At 71.6% G+C, this 20,131-nt stretch carries 15 protein-coding genes; 3 read left to right on the top strand and 12 right to left on the bottom strand.

Translation table 11 applies throughout. The features are described from left to right. Window positions 1–16: 16 nt before the first annotated feature. From ADY01_RS00320 to ADY01_RS00300, 5 genes are all read right to left on the bottom strand, one after another. Entirely contained in the window at window positions 17–1,624 is a 1,608-nt protein-coding gene (locus ADY01_RS00320) for a glycoside hydrolase family 13 protein (protein ID WP_049563855.1), read from the bottom strand. A 35-nt stretch (window positions 1,625–1,659) separates the two neighbouring features. After that, window positions 1,660–2,529, bottom strand: coding sequence for a carbohydrate ABC transporter permease (locus ADY01_RS00315; protein ID WP_049563853.1), 870 nt, complete (start codon window positions 2,527–2,529; stop codon window positions 1,660–1,662). Window positions 2,530–2,541: 12 nt separating this feature from the next. Continuing rightward, a complete protein-coding gene (locus tag ADY01_RS00310; protein ID WP_049563851.1) occupies window positions 2,542–3,474 on the bottom strand; it encodes a carbohydrate ABC transporter permease in 933 nt (310 codons plus the stop codon). Window position 3,475: 1 nt separating this feature from the next. After that, complete coding sequence (locus ADY01_RS00305; protein ID WP_049563849.1) at window positions 3,476–4,843, bottom strand: ABC transporter substrate-binding protein; 1,368 nt, start codon at window positions 4,841–4,843, stop codon at window positions 3,476–3,478. A gap of 99 nt (window positions 4,844–4,942) precedes the next feature. Then, a complete protein-coding gene (locus ADY01_RS00300; protein WP_078899880.1) occupies window positions 4,943–5,962 on the bottom strand; it encodes a LacI family DNA-binding transcriptional regulator in 1,020 nt (339 codons plus the stop codon). A 100-nt stretch (window positions 5,963–6,062) separates the two neighbouring features. On the opposite strand from ADY01_RS00300, the gene ADY01_RS00295 reads away from it, so the two are divergent. Beyond that, window positions 6,063–6,986 carry a sucrase ferredoxin gene (locus ADY01_RS00295; RefSeq protein ID WP_049563845.1) on the top strand — a complete coding sequence of 308 codons (924 nt, stop codon included), beginning with the start codon at window positions 6,063–6,065 and terminating at the stop codon, window positions 6,984–6,986. Between the two features lie 12 nt (window positions 6,987–6,998). On the opposite strand, the gene ADY01_RS00290 is transcribed toward ADY01_RS00295, so the two are convergent. Next, the gene (locus ADY01_RS00290; protein ID WP_049563843.1) at window positions 6,999–9,116 is read right to left on the bottom strand and encodes a DNA gyrase/topoisomerase IV subunit B; all 2,118 of its coding nucleotides are present in this window, start codon (window positions 9,114–9,116) and stop codon (window positions 6,999–7,001) included. 427 nt (window positions 9,117–9,543) lie between these two features. On the opposite strand from ADY01_RS00290, the gene ADY01_RS00285 reads away from it, so the two are divergent. Next, the gene (locus tag ADY01_RS00285; protein ID WP_049563841.1) at window positions 9,544–9,774 is read left to right on the top strand and encodes a DUF7455 domain-containing protein; all 231 of its coding nucleotides are present in this window, start codon (window positions 9,544–9,546) and stop codon (window positions 9,772–9,774) included. A 64-nt stretch (window positions 9,775–9,838) separates the two neighbouring features. On the opposite strand, the gene ADY01_RS00280 is transcribed toward ADY01_RS00285, so the two are convergent. The 6 genes from ADY01_RS00280 to ADY01_RS00255 form a co-directional block, all read right to left on the bottom strand. After that, window positions 9,839–10,816 carry a S1 family serine peptidase gene (locus ADY01_RS00280; protein WP_063784072.1) on the bottom strand — a complete coding sequence of 326 codons (978 nt, stop codon included), beginning with the start codon at window positions 10,814–10,816 and terminating at the stop codon, window positions 9,839–9,841. A 138-nt stretch (window positions 10,817–10,954) separates the two neighbouring features. Then, on the bottom strand, window positions 10,955–12,589 hold the full coding sequence (locus ADY01_RS00275; protein ID WP_078899879.1) for an RNA polymerase sigma factor: 1,635 nt from the start codon (window positions 12,587–12,589) through the stop codon (window positions 10,955–10,957). A gap of 276 nt (window positions 12,590–12,865) precedes the next feature. Then, entirely contained in the window at window positions 12,866–13,843 is a 978-nt protein-coding gene (locus ADY01_RS00270) for a FadR/GntR family transcriptional regulator (protein ID WP_078899878.1), read from the bottom strand. A 144-nt stretch (window positions 13,844–13,987) separates the two neighbouring features. Further along, a complete protein-coding gene (locus ADY01_RS00265) occupies window positions 13,988–15,775 on the bottom strand; it encodes an ATP-binding cassette domain-containing protein (protein WP_049563834.1) in 1,788 nt (595 codons plus the stop codon). Window positions 15,776–15,871: 96 nt separating this feature from the next. Next, entirely contained in the window at window positions 15,872–16,612 is a 741-nt protein-coding gene (locus ADY01_RS00260; protein ID WP_049563833.1) for an NUDIX hydrolase, read from the bottom strand. Window positions 16,613–16,643: 31 nt separating this feature from the next. Continuing rightward, a complete protein-coding gene (locus ADY01_RS00255; protein ID WP_053170391.1) occupies window positions 16,644–17,795 on the bottom strand; it encodes a DUF4192 domain-containing protein in 1,152 nt (383 codons plus the stop codon). A gap of 141 nt (window positions 17,796–17,936) precedes the next feature. Here ADY01_RS00255 and ADY01_RS00250 point away from each other — a divergent pair, with 141 nt between their 5' ends. After that, entirely contained in the window at window positions 17,937–20,129 is a 2,193-nt protein-coding gene (locus ADY01_RS00250; protein WP_049563831.1) for a RecQ family ATP-dependent DNA helicase, read from the top strand. Window positions 20,130–20,131 lie beyond the last annotated feature (2 nt).

Raw genomic sequence — 20,131 nt, 5'->3', positions numbered from 1 at the left:
CCCCGGCCGCGACGGGTCAGCCCCGCAGCCAGGCGGCCGTGTCCGGCGGCAGCAGGCCCGCGTCGTCCAGGGGGCCACTGCTGAGCAGGACGGCTGTGTGGGCGGGGAGCCGGGCAGGCTCCGCCGCCAGGTTGACGGCACAGATCAGCCCGTCGCCGCGGGCGAAGGCGAGCAGGCCCGGCTGGGCGTCCAGCCAGGTCAGCTCCTCCGCGCCGGGGGCCGCGCTCCAGCCGCGCCGCAGCCGCAGGGCGGTGCGGTAGAGGGCGAGCATGGAGTCCGGGTCGGCCTCCTGCCGTGCGGCGGTGTAGGGCGCCCAGTCCCCTGGCTGGGGCAGCCAGGGGTCGGCGCCGCCGAAGCCGTAGGGCGGTTCGGTCCCCTCCCAGGGCAGCGGAACGCGGCAGCCGTCGCGGCCCGGGTCGACGCCGCCCGACCTGGAGTGCATGGGGTCGGCGATGCGGTCCCGCGGGATGTCCGCCTCGGGCAGGCCGAGTTCCTCGCCCTGGTACAGGTAGACCGCGCCGGGCAGGGCGAGGCTCAGGAGGGCGGCGGCGCGGGCCCTGCGGGTGCCGAGCTCCAGGTCGGTGGGGGTGTCGAAGCGCTTGGCCGCGAAGGCGAACCCGGTCTCCTCGCGGCCGTACCGGGTGACCGTGCGGGTGACGTCGTGGTTGCACAGCACCCAGGTGGCGGGCGCCCCGACGCCGGAGTGGGCGGCCAGCGTGGAGTTGACGGAGTCGCGCAGCCGCTCCGGCTCCCAGGGGCAGGAGAGGAAGTCGAAGTTGAACGCGGTGTGCAGCTCGTCGGAGCGCAGGTACCGGGCGAAGCGCTCGACGTCGGGCAGCCACAGCTCGCCGATCAGCACGCCGTCGTACCGGTCGGCGACGGCCCGCCAGGAGCGGTAGATGTCGTGCAGCTCGTCGCGGTCCACATAGGGGTGGGGGTCGCGGGCCGGATCGAAGTCCGGCAGGTCCGGGTCCTTGGCGAGCAGGGCGGCGGAGTCGATGCGGATCCCGGCGGCGCCGCGGTCGAACCAGAAGCGGAGGATGTCCTCGTGCTCCTCGCGGACGCGCGGGTGGGACCAGTTGAGGTCCGGCTGTCCCGGCGCGAAGAGGTGGAGGTACCACTCCCCCGGGCTGCCGTCCTCGGCCTTGGTCCGGCTCCACGCCGGGCCGCCGAACTCCGAGCGCCAGGCGTTGGGCGGCTCGTCGCCGCGGGGACCGCGGCCGGGGCGGAAGTGGAAGAGGTCGCGCTCCGGGCTGCCCGGCAGTGCGGCGAGCGCCTCGCGGAACCACGGGTGCTCGTCCGAGACATGGTTGGGGACGACGTCGACGATGGTCCGCAGACCGAGCTGGCGCGCCTCGGAGATCAGCTTCTCCGCCTCGTCCAGGGTGCCGAACGCCGGGTCGATGGCGCGGTAGTCCGTCACGTCGTACCCGCCGTCGGCGAGCGGGGAGACGTACCAGGGTGTGAACCACAGCGCCTCGACCCCGAGTGAGGCCAGGTACGGCAGCCGGGCGCGGACGCCGGCGAGGTCACCGGTGCCGTCTCCGTCGCCGTCGGCGAAGCTGCGGACATAGACCTGGTAGATGGCAGCGGTCCGCCACCATGCGGAGGGGTTGTGCGGCACGGGCCGTCCTTTCGGTGAACAGGGCTGTGGGGTGATCAGCCTTTGAGGCTGCCCGCGGTGAGGCCGGCGAGAATATGGCGCTGGAATATCAGGAAGATCACCACCAGCGGAATGCTGGCCAGGACCAGACCCGCGATCAGCAGGTTGAGCGAGGTCGTGTCGGCGATCCGCTGGAGATAGACGGTGATGGGCTGCTTGGCCGGATCCGGGAGAACAACGAGCGGCCACAGGAAATCGCGCCAGAGTGCGGTGATCGAGAGGATCGACACCACGGCGATGATGGGCCGGGACAGGGGCAGCGTGATGCGCCACATGGCGGTCAACGGCCCCGCGCCGTCGATTCTGGCGGCGTCCAGGAGATCGTCGGGTATCTGGTCGAAGAAATTCTTCAGGACGTAGATGTTGAACGCGTTGGCCGCCGCCGGCAGCCATACCGCGGCCGGTTCGTTGATCAGGTTGATTCCGAGCAGCGGCACGTCCGAGACGGTGAGATAGGTCGGGATCAGCAGCACCGTGGCGGGCACCATCAGGGTGACGAGCATCAGCCCGAGAATGAGGTTCCCGAAGCGGGGCCTGAGCTTGGACAGGGCGTAGGCCGCGGGCAGCTGGATGGCGAGGCTGAGGAGCCAGGCGCCGCCGATCAGGACCAGGGTGTTGCCGAAGTACTTGGCCAGGTCCAGCTCGTCCCAGGCGTCGGTGTAATTGCCCGGATGCCACTCCTCCGGAATGTAGGTGGGTGGAGTGCGGGCCAGCTCGGGGGAGCTCTTCATGCCGCCCGTCGTCATCCAGTACAGCGGGATGACGAAGGCCACGGTGAACGCCAGCAGCGCGACGGCCAGCATGGACCAGTACACGAGCCGGCCGCGCGGTGTCTTCAGAACCGCGGGGCGAACCAGGGTACGCACCAGGATCTCCTCTCAGCTCTGCTGGCTGCGGGTGACCCGCAGATAGGCGGCGGAGAAGACGGCGAGCACGAGAAGAAGGAGCAGGCTCATCGCGCTTGCCGCGCCGAAATTGTTGTAGACGAACGCATAGCGGTAGACCAGGAGCATCACCGTGACCGTGGAATCCTGCGGACCGCCACCGGTCATGACGAAGGGCTCGGTGAACACCTGCATCGTCGCCACGATCTGCAACAGCAGCAGCATCAGGATCACGAAGCGCGTCTGCGGGACGGTCACATGCCACAGCCTCCGCCACACGTTCGCCCCGTCGAGCTCCGCGGATTCGTACAGCTCACCGGGGATGGTCTGGAGGGCCGCCAGATAGATGAGTGTGGCGGTGCCCATATTGGCCCAGGTGGAGACGATCACCAGCGCGATCAGCGAGGTGTCCGAGGAGTTGAGCCACTCGGAGGTCGGCAGGTGGGCGGCGCCGAGGACCTCGTTGATGAGCCCGCCCTCCGGCAGATAGAACCAGCGCCACATCAGCGCCACGACCACCGGCGGGAGCATCACCGGGAGGTAGACGAGAACGCGGAAATAGGCGCGGGCATGCCGGAATTCGTTGATGAGCACGGCGGTGACGAACGGGACACCGAAGCCGAGCACCAGCGCGTAGAGGGTGAACAGCGCGCTGTTGCGCCAGGCGGTGGCGAACAGCGGGTCCTCGAAGACGTACTGGAAATTCTCCAGGCCGACCCAGCTGGACCCGCGGACGAAGTTCACCTCCTGGAAGCTGAGGATCACACTGCGGATGACCGGGTACCAGGCGAAGAGCGCGAAGACGATGAGGGCGGCGCACAGGAAGCCGTACGCGGTGGCGTTCTCCGCGAGCCGGCGCCGCCGCTGAGGGCCGCGGCGCCGGCTGTCGGGCCCGTGACGCTTGGTCACGGAAGCGGGCGCGGTCATGTCAGGCCGTGCCGTACATCCGGTTGACGGCGTCCTCGGCCTGGTCGAGCAGCCCCTGGATGTCGGCGTCCTGCTCGGTCAGCACCCCCTGCACGACGTTGTCCAGCAGGGCGTAGACCTCCTGGGCCCGGGGCGGCTCGATCCGGCCCGGGATCGAGGTGGCGCCGTCCATGAACGGCTGGACATTGCCCACCGGGACGTTGGCGTGCTCGGCCTTCAGGGCCTCGACGGCCTCACGGGTGGCGCCGTCCGCCCAGATGTCGGGGGTGGGGGGCATCGGCAGGCCGACGGGGAGGTCCTTCCCCAGGTAGTCCTGGATGCGCCGCTCGATCTCGTCGGCGTTGACGAAGCGCCACTGGAGCCAGGTGAGGGCGGCCTCGATCTGCTCGTCGGAGGCGTTGGCGTTGATCATGTAGCCCTCGCCGCCGATCAGCGTGCCCTGGCCGTCGGGGATGGAGGCCAGGCCCAGGTTCTCGTAGGTCCCCTCGTACTGACGGACGATCGTGGGGATGTTGTCGGGCGCCGCCACATACATGCCGAGCTGGCCCGCACCCATCTGGATCATCAGGTCCTCGCAGGTGCGCAGCTGCTCGCTGCCCATGGAGTCGTCCTCCCAGCGCATGGCCTGGAGGTTCTCCAGCAGCTCCACCGTCTCGGGGGTGTTGAACGCCGCCTGCCACTCCTCGCCGTCCTGCTCGGCGACCTGGCCGCCCTTGGAGTAGATCTCGCTGGTCAGGTGCCAGCCGCCGGTGTTCTCCGTGGTGCACTCGCCATAGCCGACCACGCCGCCGCCCAGCCCGGCGATCGCGTCCGATGCCTCGCGCACCTCTTCCCAGGTGGTGGGCGGGGTGTCGGGGTCGAGCCCGGCCTCCTCGAACAGATCGCGGTTGTAGAGCAGCCCCATCGAGTAGTTGGCGGTCGGGATGCCGAACTGGCGGCCCTCCGCGTCCTGGAACACCTCGTGCAGTTCGGGGCGTATCTCCTCGAACTCGGGGTGGGCGGACAGGAAGTCGGTGATGTCGGCGGCGTAGCCCTGCTCGATCAGGCGGGCCGGGTCCGTGAAGTAGACATAGAAGACGTCCTCCAGTTCGCCACCGGCGATCCTGGTGTTGAACGTCTCCGGCTCCATGAAGCCCTCGTGCGGGACGATGTCGATCTCCGGGTGCGCCTCCTCGAACAACGCCACCTCCGTGTTGAACACCTCGAGCTCCAGCGCGTCGGTGTTCGGTGGCATCCCGTTGATATTCAGTTCGACTCTGCCGTCCTCACTTCCGCCCTCGTCGTCCGAGGAGCAGGCGGACAACGTGACGGCGAGGACGGCGGCGGTCGCGACAGCGGTCCGCGCATGCCGGTAGGCGCTGGGTGACATCGGTGACCCCTTTGTGAGCATGGCCGGGAAGTGCGCACACTCAACCACCGATGCCAGCAGCGCGCAATATACTGAGCAGAAGTTGCAAAAAGTTGACTGCTACGCGCCGCCCCTGCGGGGAGCGGGGCCGGTGGACTCGCGCACGACGAGCTCAGGTTCGAACAGGAGTTCGTCGCGGGAGACGTCCCTCCCCCCGAACTGCGCCACCAGCACCTCGACCGCGGCGCGGCCGATCGCCTCGATCGGCTGGCGCACCGTGCTCAGCGGAGGAGAGGTGCACGGCATCAGGGAGGAGTCGTCGAAGCCGACCACCGACAGGTCGTCGGGCACCGCGAGCCCGCGCCGCCTGGCCGCCCGCACCGCGCCCAGGGCGATCACGTCGCTGGCGCAGATCACGCCCGTCACGCCGCGGTCGAGCAGCGTGGAGGTGGCCGCCTGACCTCCCTCAAGCGTGTACATGGCGCGGGCCACCCGCTCGTCCGGCAGCTCCCCGCCGCTCGCCTGCGCCGCGGCCTTCGCGGCGGCGAGCTTGCGGTGGGAGGGGATGTGGTCGCTCGGCCCCAGCACCAGGCCGATCCGCTCGTGCCCGAGCGAGACCAGGTGGCGCCACGCCTGCTCCACCGCCACCGCGTCGTCGCAGGAGACCTGCGGGAACCCGAGTCCGGGCACCGAGGCGTTGATCAGCACCACGGGCAGCCGGCGCTCGGCGAGCAGCCGGTAGTGCTCGTGGGAGGCGTCCGCCTGCGCGTACAGGCCGCCGGCGAACACCACGCCCGACACCTGCTGCTGGAGCAGGAGATCGACATAGTCCGTCTCCTGGATGCCGCCCGGCGTCTGCGTGCAGAGCACCGGGACGAGGCCGCGCTGCGCCAGCACGCCGCCGAGCACCTCGGCGAAGGCGGGGAAGATCGGGTTCTGGAGCTCGGGAAGGACCAGGCCGACGAGCCTGCCGCGCTCCCCGCGCAGCTGGGTCGGCCGCTCGTACCCCAGCACGTCCAGCGCGGTGAGCACGGCCTGCCGTGTGGCCTCGGAGACCCCCGGCTTACCGTTGAGGACCCGGCTGACCGTGGCCTCGCTCACGCCCACCTTCTGTGCCACCTGGGCAAGTCGTCGCGTCATGACCGCAAGAATAACGCAAGCACTGCAAGCAAATTGCGTGCATAGGTCAACCACCGGAACGGCAGGGTCGGCGCCGCAAGCAGAGGTTAGCCTTACCTATGTGAGCGTCTGCACGATCGCTTCCCTCGCGGGCTCCGAGCCCCTCGCCGGCACGGCCGCCCTCGCCGCCACCTGGCTGCTGATCGAGCAGCCGGGGCCCTGGGGCGCCAAGGCCCTGGTCGAGAGCCGTCTGGACCGGGCCGTCGGCCGGGCCCTGACCGCGGCGACGGACTCCACCGGCGTGCGGGCCGCCCTCATCCGCCGCCCCGGCCGCGCCCCGGCCGGCCGCCGGGTCTTCGTGGCCCACACCGCTCCCGGCAACGCCTGGATCCGCACCACCGCGGACGCCGACCCCCTCGCGCTGCCCGCCCTCGACTTCGCCCGCCTCGGCGCGGGCCACCACGACGGCCTGTGGGAGCCCCACTCCGGCCCGCCCCTCACCCTCGTCTGCACCAACGGCACCCGCGACCGGTGCTGCGCCCTCCTGGGCCGCCCGCTGGCCGCCGAGCTCACCGCGGCGGGGGGCGCCGACGTCTGGGAGATCACCCATCTCGGCGGCCACCGCTTCTCCCCCACCCTCCTCACCCTGCCGCACGGCTACGCCTACGGCCGGATGACGCCGGTCGCCGTCAAGTCGGTGGTGACCGCGCTCGCCGAGGGCCGCGTGAGCACCGACGGCTGCCGCGGCCGTTCCACCTGGGACCGCCCGGGGCAGGCCGCCGAGCTCGCGGTGCGCGCGCTCACCGGCGAGAGCGGCGCCGACGACCTGACCGCGGTCACCGCGGGCACCACTCCCGCCTGGACGGTCACCGTCGCCCACCGCGACGGCCGCCGCTGGCGGGTGGCCGTCACCGAGGAGACCACCGGGGAGCGGGCCCCCGCCTCGTGCGACGCGGCCCCGGGCCCCGTCTCCCGGATGAACGCAGCCAGCGTCGAACGGATCGCGGGGACCGGGCGGAACGGGCGGACCGGGCCGGCGGGGTAGCCGTCCCGGGTCTCAGGTGTCGATGCGGGAGCGGTCCAGCGTCGCCGCCGAGCTGGCGATGAACTCGCGCCGGGGCGCGACCTCGTTCCCCATGAGCAGGCTGAACGCCTCCTCCGCCGCCTCCAGATCGCTGATGTTGATCCGGCGGAGCGTGCGCTTGCGCGGGTCCATGGTGGTCTCCGCGAGCTGGTCGGCGTCCATCTCGCCCAGGCCCTTGTAGCGCTGGATCGACTCCTTGTGGCGGACCTTTCTGCGGTCCAGGGCCCGCAGCGTGTCCCGCAGCTCCTGGTCGGAGTAGGTGTACACGTACTTGTCCTGGCCGCGCTTGGGGTTGCTCAGCTCGATGCGGTGCAGCGGCGGCACGGCCGAGAACACCCGCCCCTGCTCGACCATCGGCCGCATGTAGCGCTGGAAGAGGGTCAGCAGCAGGCAGCGGATGTGCGCGCCGTCGACATCGGCGTCGGCGAGGAAGATCACCCGGCCGTAACGCGCCTGGTCGATGTCGAACGTCCTCCCCGACCCGGCTCCTATCACCTGGATGATGGCGCCGCACTCGGCGTTCTTGAGCATGTCCGAGACCGAGGACTTCTGCACGTTGAGGATCTTGCCTCGGATCGGCAGCAGCGCCTGGAACTCCGAGTTCCGGGCGAGCTTGGCCGTGCCCAGCGCGCTGTCGCCCTCCACGATGAACAGCTCGCTGCGGTCCACCTCGTCGCTGCGGCAGTCGGCGAGCTTCGCGGGCAGCGACGAGGACTCCAGGGCCGTCTTGCGGCGCTGGGCCTCCTTGTGCTGCCGGGCCGCGATGCGGGTGCGCGCCGCCGCCACGATCTTGTCCAGGACGGCACGGACCTGCTGCTTGGCGTCGCGCTTGGTCGAGGTCAGGACCTCCTTGAGCTCCTTGGCCACCACCGTGGACACGATCCTGGCCGCCGCCGAGGTGCCGAGCACCTCCTTGGTCTGCCCCTCGAACTGGGGCTCGGCCAGCCGGACGGTCACGACGGCCGTGAGGCCCTCCAGCGCGTCGTCCTTGATGATGTCGTCCTCGGCCACGCGCAGGAGCTTGGTGGCGCGCAGCACGTCGTTGACGGTGGTCCGCAGCGCGCGCTCGAACCCGGTCACGTGGGTGCCGCCCTTGGGGGTGGCGATGATGTTGACGAACGACTTCAGCGTCGTCTCGTACCCGGTGCCCCAGCGCATCGCGATGTCCACCTCGAGGTCGCGCTTGACCTCGGTGGGAATCATGTGGCCGCGGTCGTCCAGGACCGGCACGGTCTCCTTGAACGAGCCCTGGCCGGTCAGCCGCAGCACGTCGCAGACCGGCTTGTCGGACGCCAGGTACTCGCAGAACTCGCTGATGCCCCCGTCGAAACGGAAGACCTCCTCGGTCGGCTCGGCGCCGTCCACCCGCCGCTCGTCACGCACGGTGATGGTCAGCCCCGGCACGAGGAACGCCGTCTGGCGGGCCCTGGCGTGCAGGTTCTCCAGGGAGAGCCTGGCGTCCTTCAGGAAGATCTGCCGGTCCGCCCAGTACCGCACGCGGGTGCCGATGCGCGTCTTGGGGATCTTCTTCCCCTTGAGCAGGCCGCTGGTGGGGTCGAACGGGGCGTCCGGACCCCAGTCGGTGAAGATGCCCGGGGTGCCGCGCCGGAAGCTGATGGTGTGCGTCCGGCCGCCGCGGTCCACCTCGACGTCCAGACGGGCTGAGAGCGCGTTCACCACGGAGGCGCCCACGCCGTGCAGGCCGCCGGAGGCCGCGTAGGAGCCCCCGCCGAACTTCCCGCCGGCGTGCAGTTTCGTCATGACGACCTCCACGCCCGACAGCCCCGTCTTGGGCTCCACGTCGACCGGGATGCCGCGCCCGTTGTCCCTGACCTCGACCGAGCCGTCCTCGTGCAGGAACACCTCGATGCGGTCGCAGTGCCCCCCGAGCGCCTCGTCCACGGAGTTGTCGATGATCTCCCACAGGCAGTGCATCAGCCCGCGGCTGTCCGTCGACCCGATGTACATGCCGGGGCGCTTGCGCACCGCCTCGAGGCCCTCCAGAACCAGCAGGTGCCGCGCGGTGTAGTTGCCTCCCGGATCTGATCCGGTCAGCAGTGCGGTTGATGGCACGGACGTGTCGGCGGTCACGCAGTTCGCTCCTCGCTGAATCCTGACGGGTGGCGGAGTGCCGCTCAGAGGGTACCGAGGCCCTGTAGAGCGGTTGTGCAGCTACCCGAGAAGTATCAGGGTAGCCGAGAGTCGCTCATGCGTTCGATAACTCGGGCGGGTGACGCCAAGCTCACGTTCCCTTCGAGGCATGAACCATTTAGGCTCCGGGCACGTCCTCCTGAACGAAGGAGGCGTGGCCGGGTACACGGAAGTAGCCGGAATAAGAAGCACCAGACAACGCTTACACGAAACATCTACCGCAATACGGCTCATTCGCCGCCAACCGGCAGCGTTCGGCCCATCTCGGAAGATTTTTTCCAAACGAGAAGCCGCGAGCGGGAACGTTCTCGGCCTGGTTGGATGTTGTCCCTGGTACGACAGCTCGTCGAGCTAGAGAAGAGGCGACGTGACTACTGTTCTGACCCCCGCGACCCCGCTGACGGCTGGGGACCGCTGCGATCGCTGTGGTGCCCAGGCGTACCTCCGCGTGGTCCTCATCAGTGGCGGAGAGCTGCTGTTCTGCGCCCACCACGGCCGCAAGTTCGAGCCGGAGCTCAAGAAGATCGCCGCCGAGATACAGGACGAGACGGAGAAGCTGACGGCTACTCCCGCGTCCGCCAACGACGAGGAACGATGATCTGACGTCTCGCGTCTCGACTCCGACGGGCTCCGTCCGGCCGCCCACGCCGGACGTCGGGCGGTCACCTCCACGCCACCCCGGGTGACCGCCCGCGGCCTTGTCGGAACAGGCCGGCGCCCGACCGGGCCCGGCCCGCCCGGCCCACCGGGGCGACATGCCAGCCGGGACCGACGTGCTCTTCGTGATCGGGCCGGTCCGCTCGACCCCCCTGATCCGCCTGATCCCCCTGGTCGCCCAGCAGCTCGGCGACCGCGGCCCCGTGCGTGTAGACGCCGGGGCGCCCCGGTTCCCCGCAGCCCGCGCCCCAGGAGACCAGGCCCACCAGCCGTCCTCGCGCCACCAGCGGGCCACCGCTGTCCCCCTGGCAGGCGTCCCTGCCGCCCTCGGGAGCGGCCGCGCACACCATCCAGCGGGCGTCGAAGGGGGCACTCTCGGCGCCCGCGTAGGCGCGCTCACAGGCGGCCGCGTCCATCAGCCGCACCCCCGCCGCCCTCAGCCCCCGCGCATACGCGCCGTCACCGGTGTCCCCCCAGCCGAAGACGCGGGCGGGTGTTCCCGGCGCGTAGACCGGATCGTCAGCATCGGACACCGGACGGATGACGTCTTCCGGGGGAAGCTCGGCGGCGAGCGTCAGCAGCGCCAGATCCCCCGCGTGCGTCCGCTGGTCATAGCCGGAGCTGACCCGCACCGCCACCACCGGCACCTCCCGCCCTCCGGGGCCCGAGAGCTCGTCGCGTCCGGCGATCACCGCCAGGTCGGCGGCCCGCTCCGGGGTGGTGCCGCCCACCGGACGGCGCAGACAGTGAGCGGCCGTGACCACGGTGCGTGGGCCGACCACCGCCCCGCCGCAGAACTGCCCGGCCCGCTCGGGCCCGAAGAGCTCACGGCTGCCCAGGGCCACCGCCCACGGATGGTCGGCGACCCGCGCCGGATCGCCGCCGACGACCGCCGCCCCGGCCGCGAGGGAGTACGTCGGCGGCAGGGCCGCGGGGAGCACGAGCAGCAGGGCTGTGAACAGCGGCCGGGACGGGCGACGCATGAGGGCTCCAGACCGTACGGGGTCGTCTCACCACCCAGCGTCATGGCGACGGCCGCGGTGCGCATCCGGAGAGCGCCCGCGGCCGTCGCCTGTGCGCGGTGCCCGGGGGCCCGCGGCGTTCCTCAGCCCGGATGTGCCTCAGTCCAGGTAGTCGCGGAGAACCTGCGACCGGGAGGGGTGGCGGAGCTTGGACATGGTCTTGGACTCGATCTGGCGGATCCGCTCGCGTGTCACGCCGTAGACCTTGCCGATCTCGTCCAGCGTCTTGGGCTGGCCGTCGGTGAGACCGAACCGCATGGAGACCACGCCGGCCTCGCGCTCGCTCAGGGTGTCGAGCACGGAGTGCAGCTGCTCCTGGAGCAGCGTGAAGCTGACGGCGTCGGCGGGAACCACGGCCTCGGAGTCCTCGATGAGGTCACCGAACTCGCTGTCGCCGTCCTCGCCGAGCGGGGTGTGCAGCGAGATCGGCTCACGGCCGTACTTCTGGACCTCGACGACCTTCTCGGGTGTCATGTCGAGCTCCTTGGCCAGCTCCTCCGGAGTCGGCTCGCGGCCCAGGTCCTGGAGCATCTGGCGCTGGACGCGCGCGAGCTTGTTGATCACCTCGACCATGTGCACCGGGATGCGGATCGTGCGCGCCTGGTCGGCCATGGCCCGGGTGATCGCCTGGCGGATCCACCAGGTCGCATAGGTGGAGAACTTGTAGCCCTTGGTGTAGTCGAACTTCTCGACCGCCCTGATCAGGCCCAGGTTCCCCTCCTGGATCAGGTCGAGGAACAGCATGCCGCGGCCGGTGTAGCGCTTGGCGAGGGAGACCACCAGGCGGAGGTTGGCCTCCAGCAGGTGGTTCTTCGCGCGGCGGCCGTCCTCGGAGATGACCTCCAGCTCGCGCCTGAGCTTGGGGGCGATCTTGTCGGAGCTGGCCAGCTTGTCCTCGGCGAAGAGGCCCGCCTCGATGCGCTTGGCGAGCTCGACCTCCTGCTCCGCGTTCAGGAGCGGGACCTTGCCGATCTGCTTCAGGTAGTCCTTGACCGGGTCGGCGGTGGCGCCCGCCGCCGCCACCTGCTGCGCCGGGGCGTCGTCCTCGTCGTCGTCCGAGAGAACGAAGCCCTCGTTCTCCTGCTTGCCCGTCGCCTCGGGGCCCTCGGCGGGCGCGGCGCCCCTGGCGGCCCGCTCGGCGGGCTCCTCCAGGTTCTCCTCGCCCTCGAGGAACTCGTCGACGATCTCCTTCTTCGACTCCGCCTTCTTGGCCGGGGCCGCGGACTTCTTGGTGGCCGCCTTCTTGGCCGGAGCCTTCTTGGCGGTGGCCTTCTTCGCGGGAGCCTTCTTGGCCGGAGCCTTCTTGGCCACGGGCTTCTTCGCCGCTGCCTTGACCGGGGAACCGGCCACCGTCTCCGCGGTCTCGATGCCGGGGGGCGGATCGTCCGGGTGGGCCGTGGCCGTGGCTTGTTTGGCGGGCGTGGCCTTCGCCGCGACCGTCTTGGTCGCGGTGCGCTTGGCCGTTGTCTTCGCGGCGGCGGTCTTCCGGGTGCGCTTGGGCGCCTCGGCGGCATTCACCATCAGCGTCACGCCCTCCTCGTCGAGGATCTGGTTGAGGCTGCGCAGAACGTTCTTCCACTGAGTTGCCGGGATCTGGTCAGCCTCGAAGGCCCGGCGCACGTCGTCGCCGGCGATCTGCCCCTCAGCCTTTCCCCGTTCGATGAGCGCCATCACAGAATCGGACTCGGCGATCTCTGCGGGGAGAGTACGGGAAGTACTGGCCGACACGAACAACCTCTCGGAAACTCAGGGAACGGCTTGAGGCCCAGCCCGAAGCGGACGGGACCGGTCACCGACGGCGGGGTGAGCCGACGGCTGCGGCGGAGCCGCGGCGGACTACTGGTCCGGCCGCTGCTGCCACCTCTTGAATCATCGCGCTGGTCCCCGAAGCGTTACGCAGCTTTCGCGTGTCCCGAGTCACACCGCACGCTCGACTGTAGCGGGCCGGAGCAGAAGCGTCGCCGGAGCCCTGCCCGGACCGGCCCCGGCGACACCCTGGTCCGCGCCGTATCAGTGCTCGCGCGGAGCCGGAACCACATGATCGGACCCGGCCGCCGCAGGTCCGCCGGCGGGGGCCTGGGGCTCGGAGGGCGCGGTCAGCAGGTGCCGCATCGCGGTCTCGGCGGCGACGGGCTCACCGGCCGAGACGGCGTCCACGATCCGCTGATGCACGGCGACGGACGCCTCGGTCGGGTGCTCGCAGCCGGAGGCGGCTCCGCCCGAGACCTGGAGGGCCGAGGCCACGATGCCGGAGAGGTGCTCCAGCATCCGGTTCCCCGCGGCCTGGAGCAGCAGGCCGTGGAACTCGGCGTCGGCGCGCGAGAACGTGAGGGTGTCACCCTGACCGAGGGTGTGGGTCATGATGTCGACCATGTCGCCGAGGCGCTGCCGCACGTCCTCGGGGGTGTCCACGGCGGCGAGCCTGGCGGCCAGCGGCTCGATCGTGTGACGCAGCTCGGACAGCTCGCGACGCTGGTCCTCGCGCTGCGGGCCGAAGGCGCGCCACTCGATGATGTCGGGGTCGAGCAGGTTCCAGTCGCCCACGGGCCTGACGCGCGTGCCCACGTTCGGGCGGGCGCTCACGAGACCCTTGGCCTCGAGGACGCGCAGGGACTCACGGACGACGGTGCGGGAGACCTCGAAACGCTGGCCGATCTCCTCGGGGACCAGTGGGCGGTCGGCGCCGAGGTCGCCGGAGACGATCATCTGCCCGAGCTGCTGAACGAGTTGGCCATGGAGGCCACGGCCCCGGCTGCCGGCCGCCCGGCGGCCGACGCGGCCCATGTCCGAGTCGCCGTCCCAGGCCGGGGCGTTGGTGATGCGGGCGGCGCCGGTGGACTCGGCGTAGGAGTAGCGGTCGAACTCGCCCCGTCCGGCGGGGCCGGAGTCGGCGGAGCGAGTGGCGGTCATCATCGAGTGCGCAAGGGTAGTCACGCCTCCTTTGTCGGCGGCCCTCGTGGGCACCTTGAGGTCTTTGGTGAAAAGCACACGAAAGGGTGATCGGCGACTCCTGCATAATTGACGCCTAACCGGAAGCAAATGGTCTTGTGTTGCGCAATGCGGACAGGGGAGGCGGGTGTTGGGGGCAGAACGCCTCCGGGAGGCGCGCGCGTCCCGGGCCCGCGCCGGCGCTCAGCGCACCCCGTTGCGCAGGCTGACGAGGGCATATCCGCACAGGAGCACAGCCAGGGAGAGACCCAGGGCCCAGCCGATCGGCTGGGACGCGAGATGTGCGCTTGCGGACAACCAACGATCGACTCCGGAAGGGAACGGAAGCGAGGTCAACGCGTGTACCCGGCCCGGCAGTCCGTCGAGGGAGGGGCCGGTCCGGCCGTCGAGCAGCGCCCGCAGCGCCGGCGCCAGCGCCAGGGGCACGGCCGCCACGGCGGCGAGCCCGACCAGCGTGGAACGGAAGATCCCGGCGGCGAGCAACCCGGACCAGGCACAGCCGACGGAGAGCGCGGCCGTGCCCAGCAGCGCGATCTCCCAGGAGCCCTCCACCGGCACGTCCTGCCCGAACAGGAGCGTGAACGATGTGGAGTTGACGGTGACGGCGGCGCAGCACAGCAGCAGCGCGGCGGTGGCCGAGACCACGAGCTTGCCGGTGAGCAGGGACAGCCGCCGGGGCACGGGCACGCGCGACGGCGTCAGCGCCGGATAACGGAACTCCTGTCCGAACGCGAGCGCGCCCAGCACTCCGGCCACGATCGCGACCGGCGGCAGCGGAAGCGGCTCGGCCCAACCGGTGAGCGCGCGCTCGGCGGGGCGCGGGCCCGTCGGGGCGAGGGCGAGCGCGGTCACCAGACCGGCCAGCAGTGCGGCGGCCATCAGCCACCAGGCGGTGCGGAGCCCGGCCAACCGACGCAGTTCGTAGCGGACGGGCCAGCTCGGCCCCGGGGGCGGCAGGGCCGGGAGCCGCGGGGGCAGCGCCGCCTCGGCTCCCGCCGGGACGAGCGGCTTGATCGGCGCCGGAACGGGACCCTCCGCCTGACGCCCGTCGGCCCGGTGCAGCGGCCCGGCCTTCGCCCGGTCCCCGCAGTCGCCGACCTCGTCGGCGAGTTGGTGGATCACGACCCGCTGCTGGTAGGCGATCTCCCCGACCACCGCGCAGGAGCTGCCGAACACCGAGAGCCTGCTGCCCGACTCCCGCACCACCTCCACTGGGCCCTCGTCCGCGGGCCGGTCCGCCCCCCGGAACTCCCGGGTGAGCGCGGCGGTGAGGCGGTCCGCGTGCGGGGTGCGGACCGCGACGCGGGGACGCAGCCGGGTGCGGGTGAAGTCCTCGGCCGTCTGGTCCGCGACGAGCCGCCCAGCCTCCAGGCTGACCACGCGATCGGCGAACCGGGCCGTCTCCTCGGGGAGTCGGCCGGTGACCAGCACGGCACCGCCCTGCCCGGCGAAGCCGTGCAGCAGCCCATGGAGCCAGGCCGTCTCGCGCGGCGAGAGTCCCCGCTCCGGCTCGTCGAGGACCAGGGTGTGCGGATCTCCGAGCAGCGCGACGGCGAGACCGAGGCGACGGTCCATGCCCTGCGAGAAGCGGCCGAGCCGCTGATCGGCGAGCCCGCTGAGCCCCACCACCTCCAGCACGTCCTCTGCGCGGCCGCCCGGCACTCCCGCCGCGGCGGCCAGCATCCGCAGGTGCCCGAGCGCGGTGCGCCCCGGGTGACCGGCGACATCGCCGAGGAGAACGCCGACCTCTCGCGCGGGATGCGGCACCCGCGACAGCGGCCGCCCCCGGAGCAGGGCCACGCCGCGCCCCGGAGTGAGCTGGAGCATCAGCCGCAGCGCGGTGGACTTCCCCGCTCCGGAGGGACCGAGCAGCACGGTGACGGCGCCGGGGCGGGCTTCGAAGGTGAGATCGTCAACGGCTGGCGGTCGGCCGCGCCGAGACGCGCTGGTGAGTCCGATGGCCTGGATCATCGCTGCTCCCGTTGATCGCGCACCCTGGCACGATAACGGGACATATCAGATTTTCTGGGCAACGCGCGGGTGTTGTCGGACGACAACGATCGAAGGTCAGACCTCGGGGCGCAGCATCGGGGGATTGAGCACCGTCGCTCCGCCCGCCCTGAAGAGCTGGGCGGGACGCCCGCCCTGACGCGTCGTCGTTCCCCCGACGGGCACCAGGAAGCCGGGGGTGCCCGTGACCTTGCGATGGAAGTTCCTCGGGTCGAGAGCGACGCCCCACACCGCCTCGTAGACCCGGCGAAGCTCTCCCACGGTGAACTCGGCCGGACAGAAGGCCGTGGCCAGCGAGGAGTATTCGATCTTCGAGCGCGCGCGCTCGACACCGTCGCCCAGGATCCGCGCGTGGTCGAAGGCCAGCCCCTCCTCCGGCGCCCCGTCCGGACGCTCGAGCAGCCGACTGACCGGCATCCACCGCGCGCCGCCCGCATCTCCGCCCGGGGTGGGGGCCGGAAGATCGGGGGCGAGGGCGAGATGCGCGACGCTGACCACCCGCATCCGGGGATCCCGGGACGGATCGCCATAGGTGGCGAGCTGTTCGAGATGGGCGTCGGCGGGACGGCTGTCCGCGTCCTGGGCCCGCAGCCCGGTCTCCTCGGCCAGTTCGCGAGCGGCGGCGGAGGCCAGGTCCTCCTCGGCCCGCACAAAACCACCGGGGAGTGCCCACTGTCCGCGGAACGGCTCCTCGCCCCGGCGCACGGTGAGTGCGCACAACGCGTGCTGCCGGACCGTGAGCACGACCAGATCGACGGTGACGGCGAACGGCGGGAACTCCGAGGGGTCGTAGGGCATGTCGTGATCATAGGGGTCCCGATCACCGTAATCAGCGCGATCGGGCAGCCCGCTGGCCCCGCAGAAAGCGGCGCAGCGCCTCCGGGCTGGTGCCTCCGTTGCAGCCCTGGTGAAGCAGCCTGGCGAAGAGGTAACCGGGATCTCTCTCCAGTGCCCTGCCCAGTGCCACACGGGCCTCGGCGTCGTCCCCCAGGGACCAGGCAACCCACCCCACGAGAGTCAGCGGCGCGGTGCCGTACTCGGCGAATTCCCCGATGCAGCGCCGGGACAGTGCCCGCCACAGGCGCAGGGCCGGCGGACCCTCCGGGCCCTCCATCCACTCGGCGACCACATCCCTTGCGCCGCGGTCCTGAAGGCCGAGGGCGAGACGGGCGGCCTCGTCGGAGGAGAGCAGGGTGTCGTCCAGTGCATCGGACTCCTCCCCTCCGGCCCCGGCCGGGGGCGTGCTCCTGCGGAAACGGCTCTGGAGTCGCTCCGCGAGCCGGAGCGTCTCGCCCTTGACCACCTTGGCGTCGGGACCGCCGCCGAGCATCCGGGGGAAGAGCTCCTTCGCCACGGCGTCGAAGGCACCGACCTGGCAGGAGGCGATGGGCTCACCCAGCGGATCGAGCCGCCGCCCCATCTCGCGCAGGGAGCCGCGGATCTGGATGCCCGCGTAGGTGGCCGCCGCCGCCATCGGCGAAGTCCCGCTCTCGGGCAGGGACTTCCCCTCGCCGGAACAGCAGCCGGAGGCCAGGCACAGGTAGGACCAGCACCGGTCGCCCGCCAGGTAGATCGCCTCGTACACCGGCACCTCCAGGGCGCCGCACGCGGTGCGCAGACGCTGGGCGAGGGGCCGCAGCCGCTCCATGACCTCGCGGGCCTCCACACCCTCGGGAGGCTCCTGGCACACATAGACGATCGCCGCGTCGGGCCGGGGGCCGGACAGGGCCTGGGTGTCGACGAGGCGGGCGGCCATCTGATCCGCCGTCTCGTCCCAGGCGGCGGGGTCTCGCGGGATGTCGGCGCGGATACGGCCGCCGACGCGGCCGTCCGGCCCGTGCAGCGCGACGAGGACGAGCGAGTCGTCCGGGTGGTAACCCAGCAGATAGGGCAGGGCGTCGGCCAGATCGGCGGCCCCCCGGAGGGTGACCCGATTCTCGGTGGTCGCCAGGTCGGCCGCGGATTCGCTGTGGTGTGTCATGCGAGGAAGGATGCCGGTAATCGCCCGATCCGCGTCGTGAGTTATCCACAGATAACGTCGCAGATCGGAGAGTCATAAGAATGACCGGGTTATCCACAGGCGGATTCGCGGCCACCCCCCTCGATCGGCTTGCATGGGGGCATGCGACAGCCAACCGCGGGTCACGCCCCGCCTCCACCCCCGGACGACCCGGACCTGCGGGCCGAGGCCGACGCCGTGCTCGTCCGCCTCGTCGGGGACGCCGACGGCACGGCCCGGCTCCGCGCGGACCAGTGGCGAGCCATCCACGCGCTCGTCGCCGAGCGGAGACGGACCCTGGTGGTACAGCGCACCGGCTGGGGGAAGTCCGCGGTCTACTTCGTGGCCACGGCCCTGCTCCGGCAGCGCGGCAGGGGGCCGACCGTGATCGTCTCGCCCCTGCTCGCCCTCATGCGGAACCAGATCGAGGCGGCCGCTCGGGCCGGCATCCAGGCCCGTTCGATCACCTCGGCCAACGCCGAGGACTGGGAGACGGTGCAGTCGGAGGTCGCCGAGGGCTCCGTGGACGTGCTGCTCGTGAGCCCCGAGCGGCTGAACAACCCGGACTTCCGCGACCATGTGCTCCCCCGGCTCGCGGAGACCACCGGCCTGCTGGTGGTCGACGAGGCCCACTGCATCTCCGACTGGGGGCACGACTTCCGTCCCGACTACCGCCGCCTGCGCACGCTCCTCGCCGAGCTGCCCGGCGGCGTGCCGGTGCTGGCCACCACCGCCACCGCGAACGCCCGGGTCACGGCCGATGTCGCCGAGCAGCTCGGCACCGGCGGCGACACGGCCGGGGCACTGGTCCTGCGGGGGCCGCTGGAGCGCGAGAGCCTGCGGCTCTCCGTGCTCAGGCTGCCCGACGCCGCGCACCGTCTCGCCTGGCTCGACGGCCATCTCGACCAGCTGCCGGGCTCGGGCATCGTCTACACGTTGACGATCGCCGCGGCCGAAGAGGTCTCCGGCTATCTCACCGCCCGTGGCCACCGGGTGACGCCCTACACCGGCCGCATGGAGAACGCGGACCGGCTCGCCGCCGAGGAGGACCTGCTGGCGAACCGGGTGAAGGCCCTGGTGGCGACCTCCGCGCTCGGCATGGGCTTCGACAAGCCCGACCTGGGCTTCGTCGTCCACCTCGGCTCGCCCTCCTCGCCCATCGCCTACTACCAGCAGGTGGGCCGGGCCGGGCGCGGTGTGGACCACGCCGATGTGCTGCTGCTCCCGGGCCCCGAGGACGAGGCCATCTGGAAGTACTTCGCCTCGCTGGCCTTCCCTCCCGAGGAGCAGGTGCGGCGCGCCCTCCAGGTCCTGGGCGCCGCGGACAGGCCCCTGTCACTTCCGGCACTGGAGCCCCAGGTGGAACTGCGGCGCTCGCGGCTGGAGATGATGCTGAAGGTGCTGGACGTGGACGGCGCCGTGCGCCGCGAGCGCCGCGGCTGGACCGCGACCGGCGCCCCCTGGGAGTACGACGCCGAGCGCTACGCCCGTGTCGCCCGGCAGCGCGACATCGAGCAGCAGGCCATGCGCGAGTACGCTTCGACGACCGGCTGCCGGATGGAGTTCCTCCGCAGGCAGCTGGACGACGAAGAGGCGGCTCCCTGCGGTCGCTGTGACAACTGCGCGGGGTCCACCCACCGCGCGGAGGTCTCCTCGGCGGCCGTGGAGACCGCCCGCGGTGAGCTGGCCCGACCGGGGATCCCTCTGGAGCCGCGCCGCATGTGGCCGACCGGCCTGCCCAGCGTGGGGGTCGACCTCAAGGGAAAGATCGCCGCCGACGAACAGGCCGCGGCCGGAAGGGCGTTGGGACGGCTGTCCGACATCGGCTGGGGGAACAGGCTGCGGCCCCTGCTCGCGCCTGGCGCCCGAGACGGCGCGGTGCCGGACGACGTCCTCGACGCGGTGGTCTCCGTGCTCGCCGACTGGGCCAAGGGGCCCGGCGGCTGGGCGGCGTCGGCGCCCGACGCGCGGGGGCGGCCGGTCGGGGTGGTGACGGTCGGCTCCCACGCGCGCCCCCGGTTGGTGCACTCGCTCGGCGAGCGGATCGCCGCCGTCGGCCGCATGCCCCTGCTCGGCACGGTGGGCAACGCTCACGGTGCGCCCGCGCGCAGCAACAGCGCACGCCGTGTGCAGGCCCTGCACGCCGGCCTGCACCTGGCACCCGAGCTGGCGGACGCGGTCAAGGCGGCGGGTGGGCCGGTACTGCTGGTGGACGACTTCGCGGACACCGGGTGGACGCTGGCGGTGGCCGCGCGGCTCCTGCGGGCCGCGGGTGCCACCCGGGTGCTGCCCCTGGTACTCGCGGTGCAGGGGTAGCG

The sequence above is a fragment of the Streptomyces sp. SBT349 genome, assembly GCF_001083795.1.
In the GTDB taxonomy this organism is placed as follows: Bacteria; Actinomycetota; Actinomycetes; order Streptomycetales; family Streptomycetaceae; genus Streptomyces.
The sequence above is the reverse complement of the archived record's forward strand: the minus strand, read 5'-3'. Positions and strand labels throughout refer to the sequence as shown.

What these genes read in the sequence shown, in the direction of transcription:
- ADY01_RS00310 (WP_049563851.1), bottom strand. Translation starts at nt 3,474, where the DNA reads ATGACCGCGCCCGCTTCCGTGACCAAGCGTCACGGGCCCGACAGCCGG.
- ADY01_RS00305 (WP_049563849.1), bottom strand. Translation starts at nt 4,843, where the DNA reads ATGTCACCCAGCGCCTACCGGCATGCGCGGACCGCTGTCGCGACCGCC.
- ADY01_RS00300 (WP_078899880.1), bottom strand. Translation starts at nt 5,962, where the DNA reads ATGACGCGACGACTTGCCCAGGTGGCACAGAAGGTGGGCGTGAGCGAG.
- ADY01_RS00280 (WP_063784072.1), bottom strand. Translation starts at nt 10,816, where the DNA reads ATGCGTCGCCCGTCCCGGCCGCTGTTCACAGCCCTGCTGCTCGTGCTC.
- ADY01_RS00265 (WP_049563834.1), bottom strand. Translation starts at nt 15,775, where the DNA reads ATGATCCAGGCCATCGGACTCACCAGCGCGTCTCGGCGCGGCCGACCG.
- ADY01_RS00260 (WP_049563833.1), bottom strand. Translation starts at nt 16,612, where the DNA reads ATGCCCTACGACCCCTCGGAGTTCCCGCCGTTCGCCGTCACCGTCGAT.
- ADY01_RS00255 (WP_053170391.1), bottom strand. Translation starts at nt 17,795, where the DNA reads ATGACACACCACAGCGAATCCGCGGCCGACCTGGCGACCACCGAGAAT.
- ADY01_RS00250 (WP_049563831.1), top strand. Translation starts at nt 17,937, where the DNA reads ATGCGACAGCCAACCGCGGGTCACGCCCCGCCTCCACCCCCGGACGAC.